24 protein-coding genes are annotated in these 25,216 nt (G+C 25.6%); 15 read left to right on the top strand and 9 right to left on the bottom strand.

Annotated elements, in window-relative coordinates:
• The first annotated feature begins 9 nt into the window (after window positions 1–9).
• From ffh to rplT, 8 genes are all read left to right on the top strand, one after another.
• Window positions 10–1,347, top strand: coding sequence for a signal recognition particle protein (ffh, locus tag H0H49_RS00875; protein WP_185864613.1), 1,338 nt, complete (start codon window positions 10–12; stop codon window positions 1,345–1,347).
• A gap of 125 nt (window positions 1,348–1,472) precedes the next feature.
• Complete coding sequence (locus tag H0H49_RS00870; protein WP_185864612.1) at window positions 1,473–3,089, top strand: glycerol-3-phosphate dehydrogenase/oxidase; 1,617 nt, start codon at window positions 1,473–1,475, stop codon at window positions 3,087–3,089.
• Between the two features lie 30 nt (window positions 3,090–3,119).
• Window positions 3,120–4,610 (top strand): glycerol kinase GlpK, encoded by a 1,491-nt coding sequence (glpK, locus tag H0H49_RS00865; RefSeq protein ID WP_202983781.1) that lies wholly within the window; start codon window positions 3,120–3,122, stop codon window positions 4,608–4,610.
• Window positions 4,611–4,624: 14 nt separating this feature from the next.
• Entirely contained in the window at window positions 4,625–5,380 is a 756-nt protein-coding gene (locus tag H0H49_RS00860; protein WP_185864611.1) for an MIP/aquaporin family protein, read from the top strand.
• Window positions 5,381–5,390: 10 nt separating this feature from the next.
• Window positions 5,391–6,653 (top strand): threonine--tRNA ligase, encoded by a 1,263-nt coding sequence (gene thrS, locus H0H49_RS00855; protein WP_185864610.1) that lies wholly within the window; start codon window positions 5,391–5,393, stop codon window positions 6,651–6,653.
• A gap of 50 nt (window positions 6,654–6,703) precedes the next feature.
• Complete coding sequence (infC, locus tag H0H49_RS00850; RefSeq protein WP_185864734.1) at window positions 6,704–7,225, top strand: translation initiation factor IF-3; 522 nt, start codon at window positions 6,704–6,706, stop codon at window positions 7,223–7,225.
• A gap of 26 nt (window positions 7,226–7,251) precedes the next feature.
• Window positions 7,252–7,440 (top strand): 50S ribosomal protein L35, encoded by a 189-nt coding sequence (gene rpmI / locus H0H49_RS00845; protein ID WP_185864609.1) that lies wholly within the window; start codon window positions 7,252–7,254, stop codon window positions 7,438–7,440.
• Window positions 7,441–7,446: 6 nt separating this feature from the next.
• Window positions 7,447–7,809 (top strand): 50S ribosomal protein L20, encoded by a 363-nt coding sequence (gene rplT / locus H0H49_RS00840; RefSeq protein WP_185864608.1) that lies wholly within the window; start codon window positions 7,447–7,449, stop codon window positions 7,807–7,809.
• On the opposite strand, the gene def is transcribed toward rplT, so the two are convergent.
• A complete protein-coding gene (def, locus tag H0H49_RS00835; protein WP_185864607.1) occupies window positions 7,799–8,335 on the bottom strand; it encodes a peptide deformylase in 537 nt (178 codons plus the stop codon). The genes rplT and def overlap by 11 nt on opposite strands.
• The gene (gene ruvX, locus H0H49_RS00830) at window positions 8,332–8,754 is read right to left on the bottom strand and encodes a Holliday junction resolvase RuvX (protein WP_185864606.1); all 423 of its coding nucleotides are present in this window, start codon (window positions 8,752–8,754) and stop codon (window positions 8,332–8,334) included. Before ruvX ends, def begins: the two co-directional genes overlap by 4 nt.
• A gap of 65 nt (window positions 8,755–8,819) precedes the next feature.
• Between ruvX and H0H49_RS00825 the strand changes: the two genes are divergently transcribed.
• From H0H49_RS00825 to H0H49_RS00810, 4 genes are read left to right on the top strand one after another with little or no spacing between them, the layout of a single operon-like run.
• Entirely contained in the window at window positions 8,820–9,653 is an 834-nt protein-coding gene (locus H0H49_RS00825; protein ID WP_185864605.1) for a 2,3,4,5-tetrahydropyridine-2,6-dicarboxylate N-succinyltransferase, read from the top strand.
• 28 nt (window positions 9,654–9,681) lie between these two features.
• On the top strand, window positions 9,682–10,278 hold the full coding sequence (locus H0H49_RS00820; RefSeq protein ID WP_185864604.1) for an L-threonylcarbamoyladenylate synthase: 597 nt from the start codon (window positions 9,682–9,684) through the stop codon (window positions 10,276–10,278).
• 5 nt (window positions 10,279–10,283) lie between these two features.
• Window positions 10,284–11,702 carry a CCA tRNA nucleotidyltransferase gene (locus H0H49_RS00815; protein ID WP_185864603.1) on the top strand — a complete coding sequence of 473 codons (1,419 nt, stop codon included), beginning with the start codon at window positions 10,284–10,286 and terminating at the stop codon, window positions 11,700–11,702.
• 4 nt (window positions 11,703–11,706) lie between these two features.
• Window positions 11,707–12,714 carry a DHH family phosphoesterase gene (locus tag H0H49_RS00810; protein WP_185864602.1) on the top strand — a complete coding sequence of 336 codons (1,008 nt, stop codon included), beginning with the start codon at window positions 11,707–11,709 and terminating at the stop codon, window positions 12,712–12,714.
• Here the strand turns inward: H0H49_RS00810 and H0H49_RS00805 are convergent.
• Genes H0H49_RS00805 through H0H49_RS00795 form a run of 3 tightly spaced genes read right to left on the bottom strand, consistent with a single transcriptional unit; the run spans window position 12,701 to window position 15,156 of the window.
• The gene (locus tag H0H49_RS00805) at window positions 12,701–13,258 is read right to left on the bottom strand and encodes a thioredoxin family protein (protein WP_185864601.1); all 558 of its coding nucleotides are present in this window, start codon (window positions 13,256–13,258) and stop codon (window positions 12,701–12,703) included. The genes H0H49_RS00810 and H0H49_RS00805 overlap by 14 nt on opposite strands.
• A 4-nt stretch (window positions 13,259–13,262) precedes the next feature.
• The gene (locus H0H49_RS00800; protein WP_185864600.1) at window positions 13,263–14,051 is read right to left on the bottom strand and encodes a zinc ribbon domain-containing protein; all 789 of its coding nucleotides are present in this window, start codon (window positions 14,049–14,051) and stop codon (window positions 13,263–13,265) included.
• A 4-nt stretch (window positions 14,052–14,055) separates the two neighbouring features.
• Window positions 14,056–15,156 carry a Nif3-like dinuclear metal center hexameric protein gene (locus H0H49_RS00795; RefSeq protein WP_185864599.1) on the bottom strand — a complete coding sequence of 367 codons (1,101 nt, stop codon included), beginning with the start codon at window positions 15,154–15,156 and terminating at the stop codon, window positions 14,056–14,058.
• A gap of 99 nt (window positions 15,157–15,255) precedes the next feature.
• On the opposite strand from H0H49_RS00795, the gene lipA reads away from it, so the two are divergent.
• Entirely contained in the window at window positions 15,256–16,113 is an 858-nt protein-coding gene (gene lipA / locus H0H49_RS00790; RefSeq protein ID WP_185864598.1) for a lipoyl synthase, read from the top strand.
• Between the two features lie 3 nt (window positions 16,114–16,116).
• On the opposite strand, the gene H0H49_RS00785 is transcribed toward lipA, so the two are convergent.
• Window positions 16,117–18,720, bottom strand: a complete 2,604-nt coding sequence (locus H0H49_RS00785) for a UvrD-helicase domain-containing protein (protein ID WP_185864597.1) — start codon at window positions 18,718–18,720, stop codon at window positions 16,117–16,119.
• Window positions 18,721–18,893: 173 nt separating this feature from the next.
• On the opposite strand from H0H49_RS00785, the gene fbaA reads away from it, so the two are divergent.
• Together fbaA and accD are read left to right on the top strand one after the other, a co-directional pair.
• On the top strand, window positions 18,894–19,964 hold the full coding sequence (fbaA, locus tag H0H49_RS00780; RefSeq protein WP_185864596.1) for a class II fructose-bisphosphate aldolase: 1,071 nt from the start codon (window positions 18,894–18,896) through the stop codon (window positions 19,962–19,964).
• A gap of 10 nt (window positions 19,965–19,974) precedes the next feature.
• The gene (gene accD, locus H0H49_RS00775) at window positions 19,975–20,814 is read left to right on the top strand and encodes an acetyl-CoA carboxylase, carboxyltransferase subunit beta (RefSeq protein ID WP_185864595.1); all 840 of its coding nucleotides are present in this window, start codon (window positions 19,975–19,977) and stop codon (window positions 20,812–20,814) included.
• 47 nt (window positions 20,815–20,861) lie between these two features.
• Here accD and guaA read toward each other — a convergent pair whose 3' ends face one another.
• From guaA to purH, 3 genes are read right to left on the bottom strand one after another with little or no spacing between them, the layout of a single operon-like run.
• On the bottom strand, window positions 20,862–22,400 hold the full coding sequence (gene guaA / locus H0H49_RS00770) for a glutamine-hydrolyzing GMP synthase (protein WP_185864594.1): 1,539 nt from the start codon (window positions 22,398–22,400) through the stop codon (window positions 20,862–20,864).
• 32 nt (window positions 22,401–22,432) lie between these two features.
• Window positions 22,433–23,674, bottom strand: a complete 1,242-nt coding sequence (purD, locus tag H0H49_RS00765; RefSeq protein WP_185864593.1) for a phosphoribosylamine--glycine ligase — start codon at window positions 23,672–23,674, stop codon at window positions 22,433–22,435.
• A 4-nt stretch (window positions 23,675–23,678) separates the two neighbouring features.
• Window positions 23,679–25,205, bottom strand: a complete 1,527-nt coding sequence (gene purH / locus H0H49_RS00760; RefSeq protein ID WP_185864592.1) for a bifunctional phosphoribosylaminoimidazolecarboxamide formyltransferase/IMP cyclohydrolase — start codon at window positions 25,203–25,205, stop codon at window positions 23,679–23,681.
• Window positions 25,206–25,216: the final 11 nt, after the last annotated feature.

Here is a 25,216-nt window from a genome sequence, read left to right as displayed (position 1 = left end):
TTTTAAAATATGTTTAAACGTTTACAAAAAAAAATTGATGAATCCCTTCATATTATTAAGGGAAATAATAAATTAACGGAAATTAATATTGCAAATTCTTTGAAGGAAATAGGTAGAGCTTTCATTGATGCGGATGTTAATTATAAAATTGTTAAGAATTTTATTCAAAGAGTTAAAGAGAAAGCTATCGGTCAACAAGTAATTACTTCTTTAAATCCAAGACAATTGATAGTCAAAATAGTATATGATGAATTGGTATTATTAATGGGAAGTAAAAGTAAAGAAATAAATATTTCTAAAAATCCTTCTATTATATTAATTTGTGGATTACAAGGAAGTGGAAAAACCACTTTTTCTGCTAAATTAGCTCTATTTTTAAAGAAAAAAAATTATTATCCATTATTAGTAGCCGCAGATATTCATCGACCAGCAGCTATAGATCAACTGGAAGTACTTGCGCAAAAAGCTAGTGTTCCTATTTTTTTTTCTAAGGAGATATCTAATGTTAAAGATATATTAGATCAATCTATATTGTATGCTGCTAAAAAAAATAGAAATGTAGTAATTATAGATACAGCTGGTAGATTAGCGATTGATAAATATATGATGAATGAAATCAAAAATATATATGAATATTCTAAACCAGATGAAACTTTATTTGTTGTTGATTCAATGATTGGGCAAGATGCAATAAATATTGCAAAAATTTTTTCAAAAATACTGAATTTTGATGGAGTTGTAATGACAAAATTAGATGGAGATAGTAGGGGAGGGGTAGCTATCACTATGTCGAGTTTAATAGGTAAACCTATTAAATTTATTAGCAATGGAGAAAGAATAGAAGATATAGAAGTATTTCATCCAGACAGAATCGCTAACCGTATTTTGGGGATGGGGGATGTAGTCTCTTTGGTTGAAAAAGTACAAGAGCAATTTGATGAAAAAAGAACAAAGAACATTTATAATAAAATATCAAAAAATCGTTTTAATTTTGAAGATTTATTAGAACAACTTAAAAAAGTAAAAAAAATAGGAAGTATCAAGAATATCATTTCTATGATTCCTGGTACGGAAAAATTTTTCGGTATTTTAAATGATAAAGAAGATTCTTTTCAAGAAATAGAAACAATTATTTTATCAATGACTCCTTATGAAAGAAGGAATCCCAAAATTTTGAGTGATATTAATAGAAAAAAAAGAATATCTAAAGGAAGTGGTATATCATTAAATGAGATAGATATTTTTTTAAAAAAATTTTATAATATGAATAAAATAATGAAAAAAATTAATGCAAATTCTGGAAGGGAAATGATAAAAGATTTTTTATCAAAAATGATGCAAAATTAAAAATATTTATTAATTAAATTAAAATTTTCTTTTATTAAAAATATTTTTAATTTTGTTGGTTTGATATTTTAAAAATTCCAATTAGGATGAATAATGGCCCATTTGGAATTTTATATGATTGAAACATGATGAAAGGTTTTTTAAATAGAGATAGATTTTTGAACATTTTAGAAAATGAAGAAAATGTTTGGGACATCATCATCATTGGGGGAGGAGCTACAGGTTTAGGAATAGCTCTCGATTCTGCTTCTAGGGGATACAAAACTTTACTTTTAGAACAATCTGATTTTTCTAAGGGAACTTCTAGCAGAAGCACTAAGTTAGTTCATGGAGGGATACGATATTTAGCACAGGGAAATATAAAGTTAGTTTATGAGGCTTTACAAGAAAGAGGATTTTTACTAAAAAATGCACCTCATTTAGTTAAAAAACAAAAATTTGTCATTCCAATTTTTAGTTGGAGTATGGGTTTTTTTTATTGGAGTGGATTGAAATTTTATGAATGGTTATCTGGATCATTCAGTTTCGGAAAATCTAGATTTTTGTCGAAAAATGAAACTATTCGTAACTTTCCAGAAATGAAAATAGATAAATTAAAAGGTGGTATTTTATATTATGATGGACAATTTGATGATGCACGTTTAGCCATTAATTTAGCACAAAGTTGTGTTAAAAATGGAGGGGTTCTATTAAATTATTTTCAAGTAATAAATTTAATAAAAAAAGAAAAAAATAAAATATCTGGAGTTGTTGCTTGTGATCTTGAAACTAATAAAAAATATAAAATTTTTTCAAAAATAGTTATTAATGCTACAGGGGTTTTTTCTGATGTTATTTCTAAAATGGACGAATCTAATTGGACTACATTGATAAAACCAAGTCAAGGAACACATATTGTATTAAAAAAATCATTTTTTAGTAGTTCAGATGCTATAGTCATTCCAAAAACTTCCGATGGAAGAGTTCTGTTTTGTGTACCATGGTATGATCATGTTTTGGTTGGCACAACAGATTCTTATTTAGAAAAGAGTGTACTTGAACCAAAACCATTGGAAGAAGAGATTGATTTTATTTTACAAAACTTTAATAAATATTTTATTTTTGATTTGAAAAAAAGCGATATAATGAGCGCTTTTTCTGGATTAAGGCCTCTTGTTTTACCTAAAAATTCATCTTCAAAAACTGACACTAAAGATATTTCTAGATCCCATAAACTTATGATTAGTCGTTCTGGTCTAATTAGCATTATAGGTGGAAAATGGACAACATATAGAAAAATGGCAGAAGAAACAATCAACAAAGCTATTGAAATAGGGAGATTTAAAAATATTCCTTCTATAACAAAAAATCTTAAAATTTATGGATCTTCTTCTTCATATGAAAATAAAGATATTAGATGGAAAAAATATGGAGAAGATGAATATCATATTAGAAAATTAATAGAAGAAAATCCTATTTTAGGAGAACCATTAATATCCACCAACACTAATAACTGTTGTTATTATTCAACAAAAGCTGAAGTAGTATGGATGGTTCGTAATGAAATGGCTAGAACTATTGAAGATGTTTTAGCAAGAAGATTTCGTTTTTTATTTTTAAATGCTAAAAAAGCAATAGAAATAGCACCTAAAGTAGCAAAATTAATGGCTCAGGAACTTTCTAAAGATAAAAAATGGGAAAAATCACAAATAACTGCTTTCAAAAAGTTAGCTATGCAATATTATTATCCACAACAAATTTAGATTTGATAAAATGTCGTAATATCTATCCATATGAAAAAGTATGTACTATCCTTAGATCAAGGAACTACTAGTTCTAGAGCTATTATTTTTGATAGAAGTGGAAATATTATATCCGTAGCTCAAAGAGAATTTACACAAATTTATCCTTACCCTGGATGGGTAGAACATAATGCAGAAGAAATATGGTCTACGCAAGCTTCAGTTGCCTTAGAGGCTATTTTAAAAGCAAATTTAGAAGGAGAAAATATTGAATCAATAGGAATTACGAATCAAAGAGAGACTACTGTAGTATGGGATAAAAAAACAGGAGAACCAGTTTTTAATGCAATAGTATGGCAAGATAGAAGAACATCTAAATATTGCAATAAAATAAAAAAAGAAGGTTTAACTGAAATGATTAGAAAAAAAACTGGATTAATTATAGATCCTTATTTTTCTGCTACGAAAATTAAGTGGATATTAGATAATGTTCCGGGAGCAAAAAAAAAGGCTTATTCCGGACATTTAGCTTTTGGTACTATAGATTCTTGGTTAATATGGAATTTAACAGGTAAAGAAATTCATGTAACAGATGTAACTAATGCTTCTCGTACTATGCTTTTTAATATTCATACATTAACTTGGGATCAAGAATTAATTGATTTATTTGATATTCCAAAAAAAATGCTTCCGGAAGTAAAATCATCAAGTGAAATATTTGGTTATACAACAGGTCATATTTTATCACATAAAATTCCGATATCTGGTATTGCTGGAGATCAACAGGCGGCTCTTTTTGGTCAAATGTGTACTAAGATAGGTATGGTAAAAAATACTTATGGAACAGGATGTTTTATGTTAATGAATGTTGGTGAAACACCCGTATTTTCTCAAAATAATTTAATAACCACAATTGCTTGGAAAATTAAAAATAAAGTTCAATATGCTCTAGAAGGAAGTGTTTTTATTGCAGGAGCAGTGGTACAATGGATGAGAGATGGATTAGGTCTTATTTTATCTTCCAATGAAGCTGAAATTCTAGCTTCATCAGTAGAAAATACAGAAGGTTTATATATGGTTCCAGCATTTTCCGGTTTAGGAGCTCCTTATTGGGATCAAAAGGCTAGAGGAACAATCGTGGGAATAACAAGAGGAACTTCTTCCGCACATTTTGTACGTGCTGCATTAGAAAGTATTGCTTTTCAAAATATGGATGTATTAAAAGCTATGGAAGCAGATTCTGGAATTTCTATAAAAGAACTTCGTGTAGATGGTGGAGCTACTGTAAATAAGTTGTTGATGCAATTTCAATCTGAAATATTAAATGTTAAAGTTGTAAAATCAAAAATATCTGAATTAACAGCAGCTGGAGCTGCTTATTTAGCTGGATTAGCAGTCAACTACTGGACTAGTTTAGAAGATATTCAAGATAAATGGAAATTAGAAAAAGTTTTTGAACCAAAAGGAATGCCTAGTCGTTTAGAAATGATTCAAGGATGGAAAAGAGCTATAAAAACAACTCGTTCTTGGTCTAATCAATAAAAATAATCATAATAATGACAAAAATATGTGCAGAAATTATAGGAACGACAATTTTAGTATTTTTAGGAAATGGAGTAGTAGCCAACGTTTTATTAACAAAAACTAAAGGATGTAATAATAATGGAATAGGATGGATTACAATTGCTATAGGATGGTCTTTAGCCGTTTTTATAGGAATTATTGTTTCATCACCATATAGTGGAGCACATTTAAATCCATGTGTTACTATAGGATTGGCTATAATAGGTAAATTTAAATGGAATCTTGTTCCTTGTTATATTATTTCTCAGTTGATTGGATCTATGTTAGGTTCTTTTTTTGTATGGATTTTATATAAAGATCATTTTAATGTAACTAAAAATGACGGAAATAAATTATTAGCTATATTTGCTACTATTCCTTCTATAAAAAATTTATTTTTTAATTTTCTTAGTGAAGTTTTAGCTACTTTTATTTTTATATTTACCTCTTTACATCTAACAACAAAAGGATCCCTTATTTTTAATGGAGAAAAATACTTAATAGGATTAGGATCTATAGGTGCGCTTCCTTCTTCTATGTTAGTATTAGGAGTTATTTTGTCTCTAGGAGGTGTTACAGGTGCTGCTCTAAATCCTGCGCGTGATTTAGGACCAAGAATTGTATATTCTATCATACCGATTCCTGGTAAGGAGAAAAAAAGTAATTGGGATTATGCTTTTATCCCAATATTTGGGCCTATTGTTGGAAGTATAATAGCTGCATTTTTATATTTATTTTTGTTATCATAATTTTTTGTACATGGATAAATCCGCTGTATTTAATAATAAAGGAGATCAAGACCACAGAAAAATAGGAAAAAAGCTAAAGTTTTTTGTTTTTTCTGATAGAGTTGGAACAGGATTACCATTATGGTTACCAAAAGGTGTTTTTTTTAGAAAAAAATTAGAAGAATTTTTAACAAAAATTCAAGAAAAGTCCGGATATAAAATGGTTATAACTCCACATATTGGACATAAAAAATTGTATATCCAAAGTGGACATTGGGATAAATATGGAAAAGATAGTTTTAAGACTATTAAGACTCCTAAAGAAGGAGAAGAATTTGTTTTAAAACCTATGAATTGTCCTCACCATTGTGAAATTTATCGTTCTCAAGAATGGTCATATCGTGATTTACCTATACGTTTTGCTGAATTTGGGACAGTATATCGTTATGAACAAAGTGGAGAACTTCATGGTTTAACAAGAGTTAGGTCTTTTACTCAAGATGATGCACATATTTTTTGTACATACGAACAATTGTTGGAAGAATTTAATAAGGTAATAGATTTAGTTTTTTATGTATTTCGTCATTTAGGATTCTCAGATTATACAGTAAGAATTTCTTTGAGAGATACAACAAAAAAAGGAGATTATATAGGAAACGAAATTAATTGGAAAAATGCAGAATCTGCTATACTAAAAGTAGTAAAAGAAAAAAAAATAAATGCATCTATCAATTATGGAGAAGCTGCATTTTACGGACCAAAATTAGATTTTCTTATCAAAGATTCTTTAGGAAGAAATTGGCAATTAGGAACAATTCAAGTTGATTATAATTTACCTGAAAGATTTGATCTATTTTATAAAGGAAAAAATAATAAAAAACATCGTCCAGTAATGATTCATAGAGCTCCTTTTGGTTCTATAGAGCGTCTTATAGCTATTATGATAGAACATACGAGAGGAAATCTTCCTTTATGGTTAATACCGTTTCAATCTATTATACTACCTATAAGTGATAAATATATAGTTTATGCAAAAAAAATTTTAAATTTAATGTTAAAATACGATATTCGTGTATCTATTGACAACAGAAATGAAAATATTTCTAGAAAAATTAGAGATGCTGAAGAAAATAAAATTCCTTATATGATTATATTAGGAGAAAAAGAGAAAAAAAATGAATTAATGTCAATACGACGTCATGGTGTAGGAAATATAGGGGTATTTTCTATATCTAATGGAATAGATATAATTTTTGATGAAATAAATAATATTAAAACTTTAAAGTTATTATAAAAAAAAGATTTTCAAGAGGAAAAAATAAAAAAAAAAGAATTTCTCGACCACTGCAAGAAAAAAAACAGGTATACCGCATAAATGATAGTATTACTTCAATAAAAGTTCGTTTAGTAGGTGATTCTATTATAGAAAACGGAGTTTATTCTATCAATACAGCCGTTAAATTTGCTAGGGATAGAGGATTAGATTTAATTGAAATTAATCCTAAATTATCTCCACCTGTATGTAAGATACTTGATTATAAAAAATTCTTATATGAGCAGAAAAAAAGAAAAAAACAATTTAAATCAAAACAAATTAAAATAAATACAAAAGAAATCAGATTTGGACCGCAAATAGGAGATCATGATGGGAAAGTTAAAATAAAAAGTGCTGAAAAATTTTTAATGCGTGGAGATAAAGTAAAAGTATTTGTTTTTTTTAAAGGACGTTCTATCGTATATAAAGATCAAGGTAAAATGAAGTTATTAAAGTTTGCAGAAGAAATTGGAGAATATGGAAAAGTAGAACAAATGCCTGTTATGGAGGGGAAAAGAATGTACATGATTTTAGCACCTAAAAAGGCTTAGATCATCTAAATAAATAGAAAAATGTTATGCCAAAATTAAAAATCAAATCAGGATCAAAAAAGAGATTTAAAAAAACAGCTAGTGGACATATAAAGAAAAAACATGCTTTTAAAAATCATTTATTAATGAAAAAATCGAAAAAAAGAAAACGGAATTTATCAAAATTTTCTTTATTGAATAAATCGGATAAAAAAAATATAATAAAACAAATTTAAAAAATTATGCCTAGGTCTACAAACTCTGTTTCTTCTAGACGAAGAAGAAAAAAGATATTAAAGTTAGCAAAAGGTTTTTATGGATCAAGAAGCAAGATTTATACAGTAGCTAAAAATGCGGTAGAGAAATCTTTTTTTTATGCTTTTTCAGGAAGAAAAAAAAGAAAAAGAGATTTCAAAAAACTTTGGATTCAACGTATTAATGCGGGAGTTAGACAATATGGTAAATCATATTCAGAGTTCATGAAAAAGTTATCAGAAAAAAAAATTAAAATAAATCGGAAAATAATTTCCGATATTTCAATGAATGATTCAAATACTTTTAAAAAAATATTTGATTTCGTATACTCAAAAAATACTACTTATTAATTTTATTAATAATTCTATTCATGACTAATTTTCTTTTTACAGAAGGTAAATAGTCAATAAATAGTTTTCCCTCAAGATGATCATATTCATGTTGAATAACTCTTGCACGTATTCCAGTGATATATTTTTTCTTCTTCTTCCAATTATAATTGTAATATTCAATTAATACATCAGATTTTCTATTGACATATTCCATGATTCCAGGAATACTTAAACATCCTTCATTAAATTCGCAATTTTTTCCATGAATTTTTAATATTCTAGCATTAATAAATACTTCTTTATAATATGTATTGATGATATTATTATTTTCTTCTTCTAATATAGTAGGTATTTCAACGATAAAAAGTCTAATATTTTTTCCAATTTGAGGAGCTGCTAATCCTATTCCTTTCACTTTATGTATTGTTTCAAACATATCTTTTATTAATCGATTTATTTTTTTTTTGCAAGAATTTTGTAGATCAATATCTATACTTTTTTTTCTTAGAATAGGATCACCATAAAGAATTATAGGTAATATCATAATATCAAACTAATTTTATTAAGATAAGATTGCAGAATGATGATAGCGCTTATTTTATGTGAAATTTCTTTTTTTCTTCTTTTTTTTTTCTTTATTCCTGATTTTATGATAGTATAAAGTGCAATTTTTGATGTAAAACGTTCATCTAATCTTTCTATCGAAATTCTAGGATATTGTAAACAAAATTTGAAAATAAATTTTTTTATATGTTTTTCTATTGGAAATTCTTCAAAATTTAGTTTCTTTGGTAGACCAATAACTATTTTTTCTATTGAATTATCATTAAGAAATGATTTTAAAAAGTTCATTAACTTGTTAGTTGGAATAACATCTAATCCAAAAGCAAATTTTTTTTTAGAATCTGTAATAGATAAGCCTGTCATTTTTTTACCATAATCCATTCCCAATATTTTTGTCATTTTTTATATGCTTATTATCTTAATTTTATTTTCACTACTTTTGTTTTTTAAATATATTATATTTTATGATAGTAAATGAAGTAAATGAAATAAAATTAGATATAGAAGAAGCTTGGGAGAAAAAAAAATCATGGTCTACTGAAAAAAATATAAAGGAATTAGTTAATAAAGTTATTCATCTTATAGAAAAAGGTTCAGTAAGAGTCGCTAATTTTTCTTCAGGTAAATGGGTAATCAATGAATGGATAAAGAAATCCATTATTATGTTTTTCTCCGTTAGGAAAATGGATTTAATGGAATTAGGCCCTTTAGAGTTCTATGATAAAATACCTGTAAAAAAAAATTTTAAAGAAAAAGGAATACGTGTAGTTCCTCCTGCTGTAGCAAGATATGGATCTTACATATCTCCTGGAGTTATACTCATGCCTTCCTATGTAAATATAGGAGCTTATATAGGAAAAGATACAATGATAGATACATGGGCAACAGTAGGAAGTTGTGCTCAAGTTGGTAGTCGTGTTCATATAAGTGGAGGAGTTGGATTAGGTGGAGTATTAGAACCTATACAAAATTATCCAGTAATTATAGAAGATGATGTATTTATTGGTTCTAGGTGTATTTTAGTGGAAGGAGTTTTAATAGAAAAAGGAGCAGTATTAGGAGCAAATGTTGTATTAACTTCTTCTACTAATATTTTTGATGTAACTAATAATAATACTATTCAAAAAAAAGGTGTCATTCCTAAATATTCTGTTGTTATTCCGGGAAATTATCCTAAAAAATTTCCTTCTGGAGTATATTATGTTCCATGTGCTTTAATCATAGGAAAAAGAAAAGAGAGTACAGATAAAAAAACTTCTTTAAATGAAGCTTTAAGGACACATGGTTTAGTAGTTTAAAAAAACGTAATTTTTATTATTTTATTTGATGTCTTTTTATAAAGAAGTAGAAATCAGCGTAGAAAAATTAAAAAACGGAAAAATTTTATTATATCCTACAGATACAATTTGGGGATTAGGATGCGATGCATTTAATATTAATGCTATAAAAAAGATATACAAAATAAAAAATAGAAAAATATATAAACCTATGATTCTTTTAGTAGAAAATATTGATCGTTTATATAGTTTAGTTGGAAAAATATCTGATTTTAATATCAAAATAATTTCTGATAATATCAGATATAGAAAAAAACCTATCACTATCATATATGACCATATTTATGATAAAAAAATTCCAAACTTATTATTTAGTAGGAATGATTATCATCAATATTCTATAGCTATCCGTTTAACAAACGATCCATTTTGTGCTCATTTGATAAAAAAATTAGATAAACCTATCATTTCTACTTCCGCTAATATTTCTGGATATGATTCTCCTAGATTTTTCTACGAAATAAGTTACGATATATTAAAAAATGTAGATTATGCTGTAAATATTAGAAGGAATGAGCAATCTAATTATGCTAATTCTTCGATTATTAAAATTATTTCAAAAAAAATAAAAATATTACGTACATAAAATACATGAACTTATCATCGGCTATTACTCATAACAATATATTCCATATTGTAAATATTTGTTCTCAAAGAATCAAACAAAGATCCTATGTTATAGGTGGTTATGTAAGAGATTTTTTGCTAGGTAAAGAAAATCCTAAAGATATAGATATTTTAACAGTAGGAAAAGGAATTAGGTTAGCTAAAGAAGTTTCTAAATATATTAAACCTCTTCCTAAAATTCATATTTTTAAACGTTTTGGTACTGCCATGTTAGAATATGATAATAAAAAAATAGAGTTTGTAGGATCTAGAAAAGAATCATACCATTTTCATAGTAGAAAACCTATTATAGAATCAGGATCTTTACAAGATGATCAAAATAGAAGAGATTTTACGATTAATTCTTTAGCTATTAGTTTAAATAATGATGATTACGGAAAACTAATAGATCCATTCGGAGGATTGTTAGATTTGAAAAAAAAAATATTAAGAACACCTTTAGACTCATATATTACTTATTCTGATGATCCATTAAGAATGATGCGTGCTATACGATTTTCTACTGAACTTCAGTTTATGATAGAAGAATCATCATTTCAATCCATTAAAAAAAATAAAAATAGAATAAATATTGTTTCTAAAGAAAGAATAATAGAAGAATTTAATAGAATTTTATTATATAAAAAACCTTCCATAGGTCTATTATTATTATATGAATCTGGATTATTATCTATAATACTACCAGAATTAACATTATTACAAGGAATAGAAGAAAAAAATGGATTTAAACACAAGGACAATTTTTATCATACTTTACAAGTGGTAGATAATATTAGTAAGGATAATAGTAATTCCCTTTGGTTAAGATGGGTGGCATTACTTCACGATATAGGAAAAAGTTATACAAAAAAATTTATACCAAAAATAGGATGGACATTCCATTCTCATGAATTTGTAGGATCAAAAATGATTACAAATATATTTGAACGATTGAAGTTACCAAAAGGAATGATGAAATATGTAAAAAAAATGATTAAAAATAGTTATAAACCTGTTGCTTTAATAGGAAATGATATTAGTAATTCTGCTATACGTAGATTATTATTCGATATGGGAGAAGATATAGAAGATCTCATAAAGTTATGTTTAGCAGACATTACTACAAAAAATAAAGAAAAAAAAGATCATTATAAAAGGAATATTTTTATTCTAATGAATAGAATAAAAAACTTAGAAAAAAGTGATCATATTAGAAATTGGAAATCCCCTATATCTGGAAATGATATTATGAATACTTTTGATATTAATCCATGTAAAGAAATAGGAATGATAAAAAATTTGATTAGAGATTCTATTCTAGAGGGTAAAATTTCCAATGATAAAAATTCTGCATATATCTTTATGTTGAAAAAAGGAAAAGAATTAGGATTGAAAAAAAAATAAAATAATGTTATTTTCTAATATTAATGGAATAAAGAAAAAAAAAATAGTATTGTTACCACATGATCATCCAGATGGAGACGCTCTAGGCTCTTCTTTGGCACTTTTATTTTATTTCAGAAAACTGAAACATGATGTAGACTTAATATCTTCTACAGAATATTCTAAATCTTTTCAATGGTTACCAGGAATAAAAAATGTTATTGTTTTTTCAAAACAAAATAAATATTTAATAAAAAAAAAAATTGAAAATTCTGATTATCTATTTCTAATAGATTTCAATAATATTTCGAGAATAAAAAATTTAAAAAATTTTTTAATTGATTCAAATGCTAAAAAAGTATTAATAGATCATCATCCTTATCCATCTTGTTTTGATTTTATGTTATCAGATACAAAAGTACCTGCAACTAGCATACTGGTATTCAGATTTATATCTAATATGAATCACTTAAATAAAATAGATAAAGAAATTGCTACATGTTTATACATCGGTTTAATGACTGATACAGGTTTTTTTCGTTTTCCATCTATAACTTCAGAAACTCATTTTATTGCTGGAAAATTAATAGAAAAAGGAATTAATGTAAGTCATATATATAATATTTTACAAGAAAAATACAGTGAAAATAGATTAAAGTTATTATCCAAAACTTTAAATAAATTGAAAGTATTAGAAAAATACCGGACAACATATACAAGTATATCTGCATCAGATATGAAAATTTTTTCCTGTAAAAAAGAAGATACTGAAGGTTTTATTTATTATGGATTAGGGATTGAGAATATCGTATTTTCTGTTTTATTTTTTGAAGAAAAAACAAAAAAGTCAATTAAAATTTCTTTTCGTTCAAGAGGAAACTTTAATGTTAGTATTTTTGCTAAAAAACATTTTCAAGGTGGAGGTCATAAAAATGCAGCTGGAGGAATATTAGAAAATAGTTTATCAGAATCCATTAAATATTTTTTGAGTATAATTCCCAATTATTATAGTGATCTTATCACTTCCATTTAATGTTACATCCACTACTTACTTTTACAATTGGATTTTCTATAAAATTAGATCCACTTAAAATTTTTGTTAAAATGTATCTAACATCTTTTCCTGTTACAGGAATGTCATTACCAGGCCTAGAATTATCAAATTGTCCATGATAATATAAGTCACCTTTTCCAGAAAAAATAAAAAATTCTGGAGTACACTTTGCTTGATAATACTTTGCAACTTTTTGCGTATCATCAAAAAAATAAGGAAAATTATAACCTAATTGATCAGATATTTTTTTCATATTTTTTGGAGAATCTTCCGGATATTTTTCTGCATCATTGGAATTGATAGCTAAGAACGAAATTCCTTTATGGATATATTCATTTGTCATACGAACTAATTCAATATTAATATGTTTTACATATGGACAATGATTACAAATAAACATAATAACAGTTCCTTTAACGGAAAAAAATTCTTTGAGATATTTTTTCTTACCTGAAGTAACTTCCAATAAGTTAAAATCTTTAAGTGTAATTTTTACTTCTTCAGAAGAAAATGTTTTTGCCATAAATTTATTTTTTTAGTGAAACTACAAAAGATTTCCTTTCTTCTTCAGCTAGTTCAGCATCTATTAATATTCTACCACTATGTTCATCTATTAAAAGCTTGTTTCTTTGCATAAGTTCAGAATATTTTTGAGGTGTTATTGCTAAATAAGAACCTAATGGAGCACCTCTTTGAACTGGTGCAATAGCTACTCCATTTTTAACTCCTTTTCTTATTTTAAGATAAGTTTTTAATAATACATGATCTACTTTTTTGGAAAAAACTTTATATTGATCTAATAAAATTTTTTCTTCTTTATCATTTTCTGATAAAATTTTATTCAATTCCTTTTTTTTATGAAATAGATGTTCTTCTTTATTTTTTAGTATGTTTTTATTATCATTTAATAAATCTTCTTTTTTTCGTATTTTGATATTGAATTCTTTTATTTTTTTCTTTGATAATTGAATTTCAAGTTTTTGGTAGTCTATTTCTTTATCTATATAATAAAGTTCTTTATTATTTTTTATACCGTTTCTTTGTTTTTCATATTTTTTTATCATCAATTCTGATGACTTTGTATCTTTATTTTGTTTATCTATCTCTTTTTTTAAAAATGAAATTTCTTCATAAATATTTTCTAATTTTTTTCTTATTTCATCTAATTCTTTTTCCAATGAATTTATTTCCATAGGAACATTTACACGAAAAATACGTATTTCATCTACACGAGAATCTATTAATTGAAGATTGTATAGAATCCTTAACTTATCTACTACAGATACAGCAGCTACTTGTATTTTATCTTTCTTCATAAAATTAAAAATATTTAATTGGATTTGTATAAGTTTCTGATTCAAATATAGATACAGAATTAAAAGTTTTATCTAAAAAAGATTTTAATAGTTTTTTGTTAAATTTTTCAGATTCGTAGTGTTCTACATCGACAATCAATATTTTTTTTTCAGCTTGAAAAAAATCATGATATTTTAAATCAGAAGATATAAAAACATCCGATTTTTCTATTATAGATTTTTTTATTCCAAAACTACCTGAACCTGTTATTATTGCAATTTTTTTAATTTTTTTTCCTATAAAATTAGAATGTCTCATACGAGAAAGATTCATTCTTTTTTTTAGAAAATAAAGAAAATCACATTCACTCATTTCTTCTTTAAGAAATCCTATAATTCCTATTCCTACATAATTATTTTCATTTTCTATATTATGAATTTCGTAAGCTACTTCTTCATACGGATGATTTTGAATAAGTGTTTTTTTTATAGTATTTAATTTATGATAGGGGAAAAGAACACTAATACAAGTTTCTTTTTCCATGTGAAATACCTTTTTTTTTCCTATAAAAGGTTTAGTTTTTTCATTTCCCATATAACTTCCTAATCCATCAATATTATAACTACATTTACTATAGTTTGAAATATTACCAGCACCTACTTTAAATAAAGAATCTCTAATTTTTTTTGCATAATTTATTGGAACATAAGTTATTAATTTTTTTATAATTCCATGTTTTGGAAACATTACTTTTTCTCTTTTTATCTCTAATAATTTGCATATATAGGAAAGAGAACCATTCCAAGATACATCTAAATTTGTGTGAATAATATATATGCATATATCATTCTTTAACGCAGAAATTATGACTTTTTCCGAATAATTTTTTCCAGTTATATTTTTCAATGGTTTGAATATAATTGGGTGAAATGATATTATAAGATTACATTTTTTATTTATGGATTCATATATAACTTCTTCAGTTACATCCAAAGTAATTAGTATATTTTCTACTTTATTATAAAGATTACCTGTAACTAATCCAATGTTATCATAAGATTCTGCATATTCTTTAGGAGCAATTTTTTCTAATTCAGAAGTTATATCTTTTATCAATACTTCCATAATACATTAAGAATGTACAATTAATTATTTACAAATTTATCGAAAATAAATTGATATTTATTTATTATCATTCAAACATAATAAAACATATTATTTTATATGAATACTATACGACAAAAAAAACCTAATTGGATAAAAGTTAAATTACCAATGGGAGTGAAATATAATGAACTACAAAAACTCGTTGTTTCACATAAATTAAATACAATTTGTCAAAGTGCAAGTTGTCCTAACATAGCTGAATGTTGGGGGAAAGGTGTTGCAACTTTTATGATATTAGGTAATATTTGTACAAGATCTTGTAAGTTTTGTGGAGTAAAAACAGGAAAACCTGAAAAAGTAGATTGGAGAGAACCAAAAAAAGTAGCAGAGTCTATAAAAATTTTAAAAGTAAAACATGTTGTATTAACTTCCGTTAATAGGGATGATTTAAAAGATATGGGATCATCTATATGGATAGAAACAATAAAAGAAATACGTTATTTTAATCCATATGTAACAATAGAAACTTTAATTCCTGATTTTAAAGGAGAAAAGAAAATAATTGATAAAATAATCGATGTAAAACCAGAAGTAATTTCTCATAATTTGGAAACCGTTCCTAGATTAACAAGAATGATACGTGTTCAAGCTAAGTATCATCGCAGTCTAGAAGTATTGCAATATATAAAATATAAAAATCATCATATTCGTACAAAAACAGGAATTATGTTAGGATTAGGAGAAACAAAAGAAGAGGTTATAAAAACCATGGAAGATGTGAAAATATCTAATGTTGATATTTTTACGATAGGACAATATTTACAACCTTCTTTAAAACATTATCCAGTACGTTTTTTTGTACATCCTAAACAATTTCAAGAATTTAGAGATATAGGATTAAAAATGGGATTTAAATATGTAGAAAGTGGTCCATTAGTTCGTTCTTCTTATCATGCTGAAAAACATGTAAAATAAAATTTATAAAATTTTTTTTTCTTCTTTTCCGAAAGAATATTTTTGTTTTTTTTCATTCCATATTTCTTTTTCATGAAGGAATCCCTTAATGTAAGAAGAAACAGATTTAGTATTGTCAATATCAGAAAATAAAACTAATTTTTCCATAGAACGAGTAGTAGATACATACAATAAATTAATATTATCAAATATTATATCAGAAATATATTTTTCATAAAAATGATGAATTTTACTATTCTTTATAGATTTATAATATGGTTTTATTTTTAAATAAAAATAACTGATACCATGATATAAATGTGGATTTACTTTAATCCATTCTCCTTCTTTATTATTGGAATGTATATTCCAATCTGCAAAAGGAATAAATACAATAGGAAATTGTAAACCTTTAGATTTATGAATAGTTATTACATGAATAGCATTTGTATTATCAGACACTATAATACTTTCTTTATCTTTTTTTAATTCCCAATAATCTAAAAAATCTATAATAGAATTCCCCTTTTTTTTCATAAATCTATAGACAAAATCCAAAAAAGAGTAAATAGATGAAACGTTATTTTTACTATTTAATAATTGAAATATTTCAATAATATTTTCCGAAAGATCATATATGGATTTATTATGGTTCAATATATTTTTTATTGAAAATAATTCCTTTGAATTTTTCAAAAGTCGGAAAATTTCTTCAAAAAAAATGTCTAATGGTAGGAATACAATTTTCATGATAAAATCGTGATTTATTTCCTTAATGAAAAATTCATTACTTAACAAAATAGATATGAATAAAATTCTTTTATTATAATGAAAAGGATAAGAAATGATATAAAAAAAATTTATAATTATTTGTATTTCCGCGTAATTTTTTATTAAAAGAGAAACAGAAGTATTTACAAAAAATTTATCTTTAATAAGTTTTTCTGATAAAAAATTTCCTTCATCATTATTCCTAACTAAAATAGCTATATCAGATAATAAATAATTTAGATGTATGAATTTATTGATTCTTTTTTTTAATTCGAAATAAACATGTTCTTTATAATCAGAAATTTTTTTCTTGCTAAATAAATTGAGTTCTACATATCCACCATGTTTTTTATATATTTTCTGTTCCGATTTTTTATATATATTCCTATACATAAAAGAATCAAAAAATTTTGATACATATTTATAGAATGAATTATTAAATATTACAATTTTTTCAAAACTTCTATAGTTGATATCTATAGTTTGAGATATTATATGATAAATTTTTGATTTATAATTGAATAAATTAATAAATTGATTAACATCTCCTCCTCTCCATCTGTATATAGATTGTTTAGGATCTCCTACTATCATAGCTGATCCATTTTCTGATAATGCATTTTCTACTAAAAACTTTATGTTTTGCCATTGTAAAAAAGAAGTATCTTGAAATTCATCTATGAAATAATATTTATACTTCATTCCCATCATTTCATATATTCTAGGAAATAAACCTTGAATAATTTTTTCATGAAGAATTTTATTCAATTCTGCGTTTAATATGATATTTTTCTCATCTTTTAAAAGATAGAATTCTTTTTCTATTTCATGTATTATCGAAAAAATACTAATATCTTTCAATAAAATTTTATCTATAAGATAAGAAGATATATTATTTTCGTATATATTAATAGTTTTATGATATAAGGATAATATTTTTTTTTTATTAATCTCTATCAATTCTATTTGATTATTATTTTTTTTTTTTCTGATATTTTTGGATAAAAAAATATTAGATCGCATATATTTTTCAAGACGTTTATTCAAAGGATGAAAAAATATGTTTCCTGTTTTCATTTTTTGAAAAAATCTGGGTAAATCTAAGTGAATAAATGATTCTTTTTTAATAGAATTCTTTTTTAATATGTCAAAAAATATTTCTCCTTGTTCTTTACATTTTTTTTCAAATTTTATGGTTCTTTTGACCATAGTGTTTTTTAATTTCATTAGATCATATGAAGAATAATTTTTAATTTTTTTTAAAGGAAAAAAACTATTCTCATCTATCATAATTTTAGTTAAATTATATAAATATTTACTTACTTCCCAGTTTTCCCCTTCTTTTAATTTATCTAAAGATAATTCAACTAAAATAGTGTACCATTTCTCTGAAAATTTGAATTTATATAATATATTTCTTACGATTTCATATAGAAAATTGTTAGTATCCATCTCTAATTTTTTTTCTGAAGAAAAAAAAGATCGTATAATGTTATAAGTAAATTTATCTATTGTACTTATGGTAAAAGAAGAAAAATCTTTTAAAATTTCATCCAATATTTTTTTAGAACGATGACGTAATTGATAATGAGTTAATTGTAAATCTTTTAGCAGATAATTCAATAAATAATAATATTTTTTATTCACATTTTTTTTGGAAAATTCTTTAATACACTCAAGTATCCTATTTTTCATTTCTTCAGATGCTTTATTTGTAAAAGTTAAAGCCAAAATACTTTTGAATTCATCAGCATTAGGACTTTTGAATAAAATGTGAAGATAGTTCTTTACTAAGAAAAAAGTTTTTCCTGATCCTGCTGAAGCATTATATATTTTTAATGTAGCTGGAAATAACATGTAATTTTAAAATTTAAATTTCAAATAAAAATTTATTCATATTTTTGGAATACATAACATAATATAAAAATGCAAACAAAAATATATTATATATAGCATTTTGATTTTTTTTATAAAATGGAAGAATACTTTTTTTTACATTTGTTCATCCTTATTAAGAAAAAAAAATAAACATGTCTAAAAAATTTCCCACTGGAGTAGCTACTGGAAATATTGTTGAAGAAATATTTGAATATGCTAAAGAAAATATTTTTGCTATACCTGCTATCAATGTAATTGGATCTAATACAATAAATGTTGTTATGGAAACTGCTGCAGAGGTAAACTCCCCTGTTATTATTCAATTATCCAATGGAGGAGCTATTTTCAATGCAGGAAAAGGGTTAAGTAATTATCAACAACAAGCTGCAATTAAAGGATCCATAACATCTGCTATGCATGTTCATGAATTAGCTTCAGTATATAATGCAACAGTTATTCTCCATACCGATCATTGTTCTAAACCATTTTTACCATGGATTGATGGATTAATACAAGCTAATGAAGAACATTATCATCGCTTTGGAAAAACATTATTTAGTTCTCATATGTTAGATTTATCTCAGTTACCATTAGAAGATAATATCAGTATTTGCGAAAAATATTTTGAAAGAATGAATAAATATCAAATGACGATTGAAGTAGAATTAGGGGTTACAGGAGGTGAAGAAGATGGTATCGATAATTCTGACATAGAAAATAAAAAACTTTATACTCAACCGGAAGAAGTAGCATATGCTTATGATAAACTGATAAAAATCAGTAATAATTTTATTATAGCAGCTTCCTTTGGAAATGTACATGGAGTTTATCAACCTGGTAATGTGAATCTTCGTCCAGATATATTAAAAAAAACACAAAATTATATACATAAAAAATTTCATACTAAAAAAAATAAACCAGTTTCTTTCGTTTTTCACGGAGGATCCGGTTCATCAAAAAGTGAAATACAAAAATCAATTAGTTACGGAGTGGTAAAAATGAATGTAGATACTGATTTACAATATGCTTTTACTTGTGGAGTCAGAAATTATATGAAAACATATGAAGAATATATCAAAAAACAAATAGGGAATCCGGAGGGAGAAAATATCCCTAATAAAAAATATTATGATCCAAGAATTTGGTTAAGAGAAGGAGAAAAATCATTTAAAATTCTTCTTAAAAAATATTTTGAATATATGAATAATATTAATACTTTGTAAAAAATAAACCATGGATTGGTTTTTAAGAAAAAAAAAGAATATTTTAACGTCTATAGACGATAGAAAATATTTACCAAAAGGACTTTGGTATAGAACACCTAATGGTAAAATTATAGATACAGAAGAATTAAAGAAAAATGCTTATGTTAGCCCAGAAGATGGATATCATGTCAGAATTCACAGTAAAGAATATTTCGAAATACTTTTCGATAATGGTGAATTTTCAGAAATGAATATAAAAATGATGAGTAAGGATCCTATACAGTGGAAAGATTGTAAAAAATATACAGATAGAGTTAAAGAAACAATTAAAAAAACAAATTTATATGATGCTATAAGAACAGGTGTAGGAAAAATAAAAGGAAAAAATACGGTAATATCTTGTATGGATTTTTCATTTATAGGAGGATCTATGGGCTCTGTTGTAGGTGAAAAAATTTCTAGAGCAATAAAATATTGTATGGATCAAACAATGCCATATATTCTGATATCTAAATCTGGTGGAGCTAGAATTATGGAATCTTCTTTTTCATTAATGCAAATGGCAAAAACAATAGCTAGATTAACACAATTGCGTGATTCGCATGTTCCTTATATATCTGTTCTTACAGATCCTACTACAGGAGGAGTAACAGCTTCTTATGCTTTACTTGGAGATATTAACATAGCAGAACCTGGTGCTTTAATAGGGTTTGCAGGTCCTAGAGTTATTAAGGAAACAATTGGAAAAGATTTACCAGAAGGGTTTCAAACATCAGAATTCCTTATGGATCATGGATTTATAGATTTAATTTGTCATAGAAAAGAATTGAAAAAAAATATTTATAATTTAATATCTATGATGATGTAAATTGAAATATTCATCATTTATGTATTATAAATAACTATTTATTATTACTACTCCCATTCAATAGTAGATGGAGGTTTAGAAGTAATATCATATAACATACGATTAATTCCGTCCACTTCATTGATTATTCTATTTGAAATTTTTTCTAAAAAATTATAAGATAAATGTGAAACTGTAGCAGTCATAAAATCTTCTGTATGAGTGACACGTAATACTGCTGAATATTCATATGTCCTTTTATCTCCCATTATTCCTACTGATTTAATCGGTAATAACACTATGAAGGCTTGACTAACGGAATTATATAAATTATTTTTTATGAGTTCTTGCATAAGAATATCTTCTGCTTTTTTAAGAATCAAAATTTTTTTCTTATTTATTTTTCCAATTATTCTAATACCTAATCCAGGACCAGGAAATGGATGTCTTTTTAATATTTCATTTGGAAGACCTAATTGTACTCCTATTTTTTTTACTTCATCTTTAAATAATTTTTTTAGTGGTTCAATTAATTTTAGTTTCATTAATTTATTTGGTAATCCACCTACATTATGGTGAGATTTTATAGAAGAAAAACCATTTTTTGAAGAAGACTCAATAATATCAGAATAGATAGTCCCCTGTGCTAAAAATTCAGCATCCATTATTTTTTCAGATTCTTCTTGAAAAATGGAAATAAATTCTTTACCAATAATTTTTCTCTTTTTCTCGGGATCAGAAATTCCAGTTAGTTTGGATAAAAATCTATCTCTTGCATCTATTATTTTAATCGGTAAATTGCTTTCTTTGCATAAAGAAAATATTCTATCTTTTTCTTTATTTAGAAAAAGTCCAGTATCTATAAATAAACAATTCAGAGATTTTCCAATAGCTTTATGGATAATAATGGCTGTAACAAAAGAATCTAAACCTCCTGATAAACCAAGAATTACTTGTTTTTTTAAAACACGTTTTCTTATATTATGTACTGATTTTTTTACAAAATTATCTAGTACCCAATTTTGGGAACATTTACATATTCTTACTACAAAATTTTTCAATATAGTTCTTCCAAATTCTGTATTTTTTACTTCCGGATGAAATTGAACCGCATAAATATCCTTAGTTGTATGAACTAATGCTGCAATAGCACAATATTCCGTATGTCCTACAATTGTAAATTCTTTTGGAATTTTTGTGACTTCATCAAAATGACTCATCCAAACAATGGACTTTTTTTGTATTCCATGAAATATCTTGGAATAAGAATCTATTATTAAATGAGATTTCCCATATTCTTTTATTTTAGATTTTTCAACTTTTCCTCCGAAAATGTGAGAAATCAACTGCATTCCGTAACAAATTCCAAAAATAGGAATGTCCAATTTAAAAATATCTTTATTGATTATCATCGCACTGTTATCATAAACAGATAGAGGCCCTCCTGATAGAATAATGCCATTAGGTTTATTTGATAAAATTTTGGATAAAGAAATTACATTTGATTGTAAAAAATCAGTATATACACCCATTTCTCTAATTCTTCTTGCAATGAGATAACTATATTGAGAACCGAAATCTAATATAAGGATAAAATTTTTTTTCATTTTTCTATTTTTTTAGAAAAATTTATACTTTTTTAAAGTCCAATATCATTTCTGTAATATATATTATCGAAATGAATTTTTTTTACTTTTTCATAAGCTTTATATCTTGCTTCTTCAATAGAATTTCCTATACCTACGATATTTAAAACACGTCCACTTGATGTTACCCAATTTTTTTCTTTTTTATCAGCGCCAGCAATATAAAATGGTTCTATTAAATAATTAAATCCTTTTATAGTTTTTCCAATTTCATATTTTTCTGGATAACCTTTAGAAGATACAACTACACAACAAGAACATTTATTATTTTTCCAAATAATGGATATTTTTTGTTGTAGGAAAGATGAATGTATCATATGTAGAAAATTACTTTCCATTAATGGAAATAATGATTGAGCTTCAGGATCTCCAATGCGAGTGTTATATTCTAATAAATATATTTTTCCTGAAGAAATTATTAGTCCAAAATATATAAATCCAAAAAAAGTTAACTTTTCTGAAAGTAGTCCTACTAAAGTAGGATTTAATATATTTTTTTCAAAATCTTTCCAAATAGAATGATTCATATAAGGATTAGGAACTATACTTCCCATCCCTCCAGTATTAATTCCTATTTCATTTTCTCCAATTTTCTTATAATCTTTAGCAGATAAAAAAGGTATAATATATTTTCCATTAAATATGGATATAATAGAAACTTCTTTTCCTTTTAAAAAATCTTCTATGATGACTTTATCTCCAGATTCTCCAAATTTTTTTTCTATCATAATAGTTTTCAACGCTTTTTTTGCTTCATTTTTATTATGAGATAGCAAAACACCTTTTCCTGAAGCTAACCCATTAGTTTTTATTGCTAAAGAAATATTTTTTTTATTTTCTATAAAGTCTATTGCTGTTTTATAACAAGAAAAAATTTTATATTCAGGTGTTCTAATCCCATATTTTTTCATAAAAGATTTTGCAAATATTCTATCTCCTTCAAGTTTAGAAGCTAAATAATGAGGCCCTAATATTTTTAAACCAAAATTTTGAAAAATATCGACAATTCCGTCCAATAAAAAAATTTCTGATCCCACAATTGTAAGATCTATTCTATTTTTTCTAGCGAAAAAACCTAGCTCTAAAGTAGAATGAATATGGTCTATATTTTCACCTATAAGTTTTGTACCTCCGTTACCAGGATAAAAATAAAGACTTATAGGAGGATAATCCTTTCGTAATTTTTTACCAATAGCATGTTCACGTCCTCCACTGCCAACGATTAAAATTTTCATTAATTTAATGTTTAAAATGTCTTTTTCCAGTAAATGCCATAGCTATTCCATAATCATTACAAGCTTTAATTGATTCTTCATCACGTACGGATCCTCCGGGTTGAATAATTGCCCGTATAACTCCAGAACGAGCAACCTCATCTACAACATCACGAAAAGGAAAAAAAGCATCAGATACAAGAACTAAATCTTCATTACTTTTTTCTAATGCTCTATCTATAGCTTGACGTGCTGCCCATATTCTGTTAGTTTGTCCACCTGAAATACCTAAAGTTTGTCTTCCTTTTGCTACAACGATAGCATTGGATTTTACATGTTGTACTACTTTTAGAGCAAAAAATAAAGATTTAATTTCTTTATCTAAAAATTTCTTTTTGGTTACTATTTTATAATCTTCATTATTTTTCGTAATTTCATCTGGTTCTTGTACTAAAATACCACCATCTATTTGAATATATTCTAGTTGATTTGATATCGGTTCTTTTATGCTAATTATTCTAATGTTTTTCTTTAGTTTAAGAATTCTTAATACATCTTCTTCATATTCTCCCGGAGCTAAAATAACTTCTAAAAAAATATGATTAATTTCTTTCGCTAATTCTTTTGTAATTCTAGTATTAACTGCCATAATTCCTCCAAAAGAAGAAATGGAATCTGCATAATAAGTTTTTTGGAATGCTTCAACTATATTTTTACCTAATGCTACACCACATGGGGTAGAGTGTTTTATAGTACAACAAGCTGGTTCAGAAAATTGAGAGACGACTTTCCAAGCAATGTCCATATCTCTTAAATTATTAAAGGAAAGTTTTTTACCATGTAATTGATTGAAATTCCGCATTGCTCCTTGATGTGTATTACTTACATAATAAGATGCTTTTTGATGAGGATTTTCTCCGTAACGGAGATTTATTTTTTTTTTATAAGATGAATGTAAGTAATTTGGAAATTTATCATCTAAAAGATGTTGGGAAATAGCGGAATCATAAGCGGAAGTAAGATTAAATACTTTTCCCGCTAATCTTTTTCTTAAATTCAATGATGTTGTTCCATAATCACAAATTTCTTCTTGTACTAAACTATAGTCATTAATATCTGTTATAGCGGTTACGTGTAGAAAGTTTTTAGCTGCAGCACGAAGTACGGATGGTCCACCTATATCAATAAATTCAATTATTGAATTGAAATCAATAGATTCATTTTTTTTATCAATAAATGGATAAAAACTAATTACTACTATATCTATAAGATGAATTTTTTTAGATCTAATAGAATCAATATGTTTTTCAATAGAACGATTCGCCATAATTCCTCCATAAATATTAGGATGAATAGTTTTCAGTCTTCCATCTAGTATTTCTGGAAATGAAGTTACATCAGAAACTTTGATAACATTAGATAAACCATTTTTTTTTAAATATTTGTAAGTACCGTCGGTAGATATAATTTCATATCCTTTTTTTTCTAAAAAACGCGAAAAATCAAATAATTTTTCATTTTTTTTATAAACACTGATTAAAGCTTTTTTCATAATACATATAA

Source organism: Blattabacterium cuenoti (assembly GCF_014252035.1).
Lineage (GTDB): Bacteria > Bacteroidota > Bacteroidia > Flavobacteriales > Blattabacteriaceae > Blattabacterium > Blattabacterium cuenoti_Z.
Note: the sequence above shows the minus strand (reverse complement) of the source record. Positions and strands in the feature narration are given on the sequence as shown.

Coding starts and splice junctions, on each gene's coding strand:
- accD (WP_185864595.1), top strand. CDS start 19,975: ATGGATTGGTTTTTAAGAAAAAAAAAGAATATTTTAACGTCTATAGAC.
- H0H49_RS00820 (WP_185864604.1), top strand. CDS start 9,682: ATGTCTTTTTATAAAGAAGTAGAAATCAGCGTAGAAAAATTAAAAAAC.
- rpmI (WP_185864609.1), top strand. CDS start 7,252: ATGCCAAAATTAAAAATCAAATCAGGATCAAAAAAGAGATTTAAAAAA.
- H0H49_RS00825 (WP_185864605.1), top strand. CDS start 8,820: ATGATAGTAAATGAAGTAAATGAAATAAAATTAGATATAGAAGAAGCT.
- H0H49_RS00805 (WP_185864601.1), bottom strand. CDS start 13,258: ATGGCAAAAACATTTTCTTCTGAAGAAGTAAAAATTACACTTAAAGAT.
- ruvX (WP_185864606.1), bottom strand. CDS start 8,754: ATGACAAAAATATTGGGAATGGATTATGGTAAAAAAATGACAGGCTTA.
- lipA (WP_185864598.1), top strand. CDS start 15,256: ATGAATACTATACGACAAAAAAAACCTAATTGGATAAAAGTTAAATTA.
- glpK (WP_202983781.1), top strand. CDS start 3,120: ATGAAAAAGTATGTACTATCCTTAGATCAAGGAACTACTAGTTCTAGA.
- rplT (WP_185864608.1), top strand. CDS start 7,447: ATGCCTAGGTCTACAAACTCTGTTTCTTCTAGACGAAGAAGAAAAAAG.
- purD (WP_185864593.1), bottom strand. CDS start 23,674: ATGAAAATTTTAATCGTTGGCAGTGGAGGACGTGAACATGCTATTGGT.
- purH (WP_185864592.1), bottom strand. CDS start 25,205: ATGAAAAAAGCTTTAATCAGTGTTTATAAAAAAAATGAAAAATTATTT.
- guaA (WP_185864594.1), bottom strand. CDS start 22,400: ATGAAAAAAAATTTTATCCTTATATTAGATTTCGGTTCTCAATATAGT.
- fbaA (WP_185864596.1), top strand. CDS start 18,894: ATGTCTAAAAAATTTCCCACTGGAGTAGCTACTGGAAATATTGTTGAA.
- H0H49_RS00795 (WP_185864599.1), bottom strand. CDS start 15,156: ATGGAAGTATTGATAAAAGATATAACTTCTGAATTAGAAAAAATTGCT.
- H0H49_RS00800 (WP_185864600.1), bottom strand. CDS start 14,051: ATGAAGAAAGATAAAATACAAGTAGCTGCTGTATCTGTAGTAGATAAG.
- H0H49_RS00810 (WP_185864602.1), top strand. CDS start 11,707: ATGTTATTTTCTAATATTAATGGAATAAAGAAAAAAAAAATAGTATTG.
- H0H49_RS00870 (WP_185864612.1), top strand. CDS start 1,473: ATGATGAAAGGTTTTTTAAATAGAGATAGATTTTTGAACATTTTAGAA.
- H0H49_RS00860 (WP_185864611.1), top strand. CDS start 4,625: ATGACAAAAATATGTGCAGAAATTATAGGAACGACAATTTTAGTATTT.
- H0H49_RS00815 (WP_185864603.1), top strand. CDS start 10,284: ATGAACTTATCATCGGCTATTACTCATAACAATATATTCCATATTGTA.
- H0H49_RS00785 (WP_185864597.1), bottom strand. CDS start 18,720: ATGTTATTTCCAGCTACATTAAAAATATATAATGCTTCAGCAGGATCA.
- thrS (WP_185864610.1), top strand. CDS start 5,391: ATGGATAAATCCGCTGTATTTAATAATAAAGGAGATCAAGACCACAGA.
- ffh (WP_185864613.1), top strand. CDS start 10: ATGTTTAAACGTTTACAAAAAAAAATTGATGAATCCCTTCATATTATT.
- def (WP_185864607.1), bottom strand. CDS start 8,335: ATGATATTACCTATAATTCTTTATGGTGATCCTATTCTAAGAAAAAAA.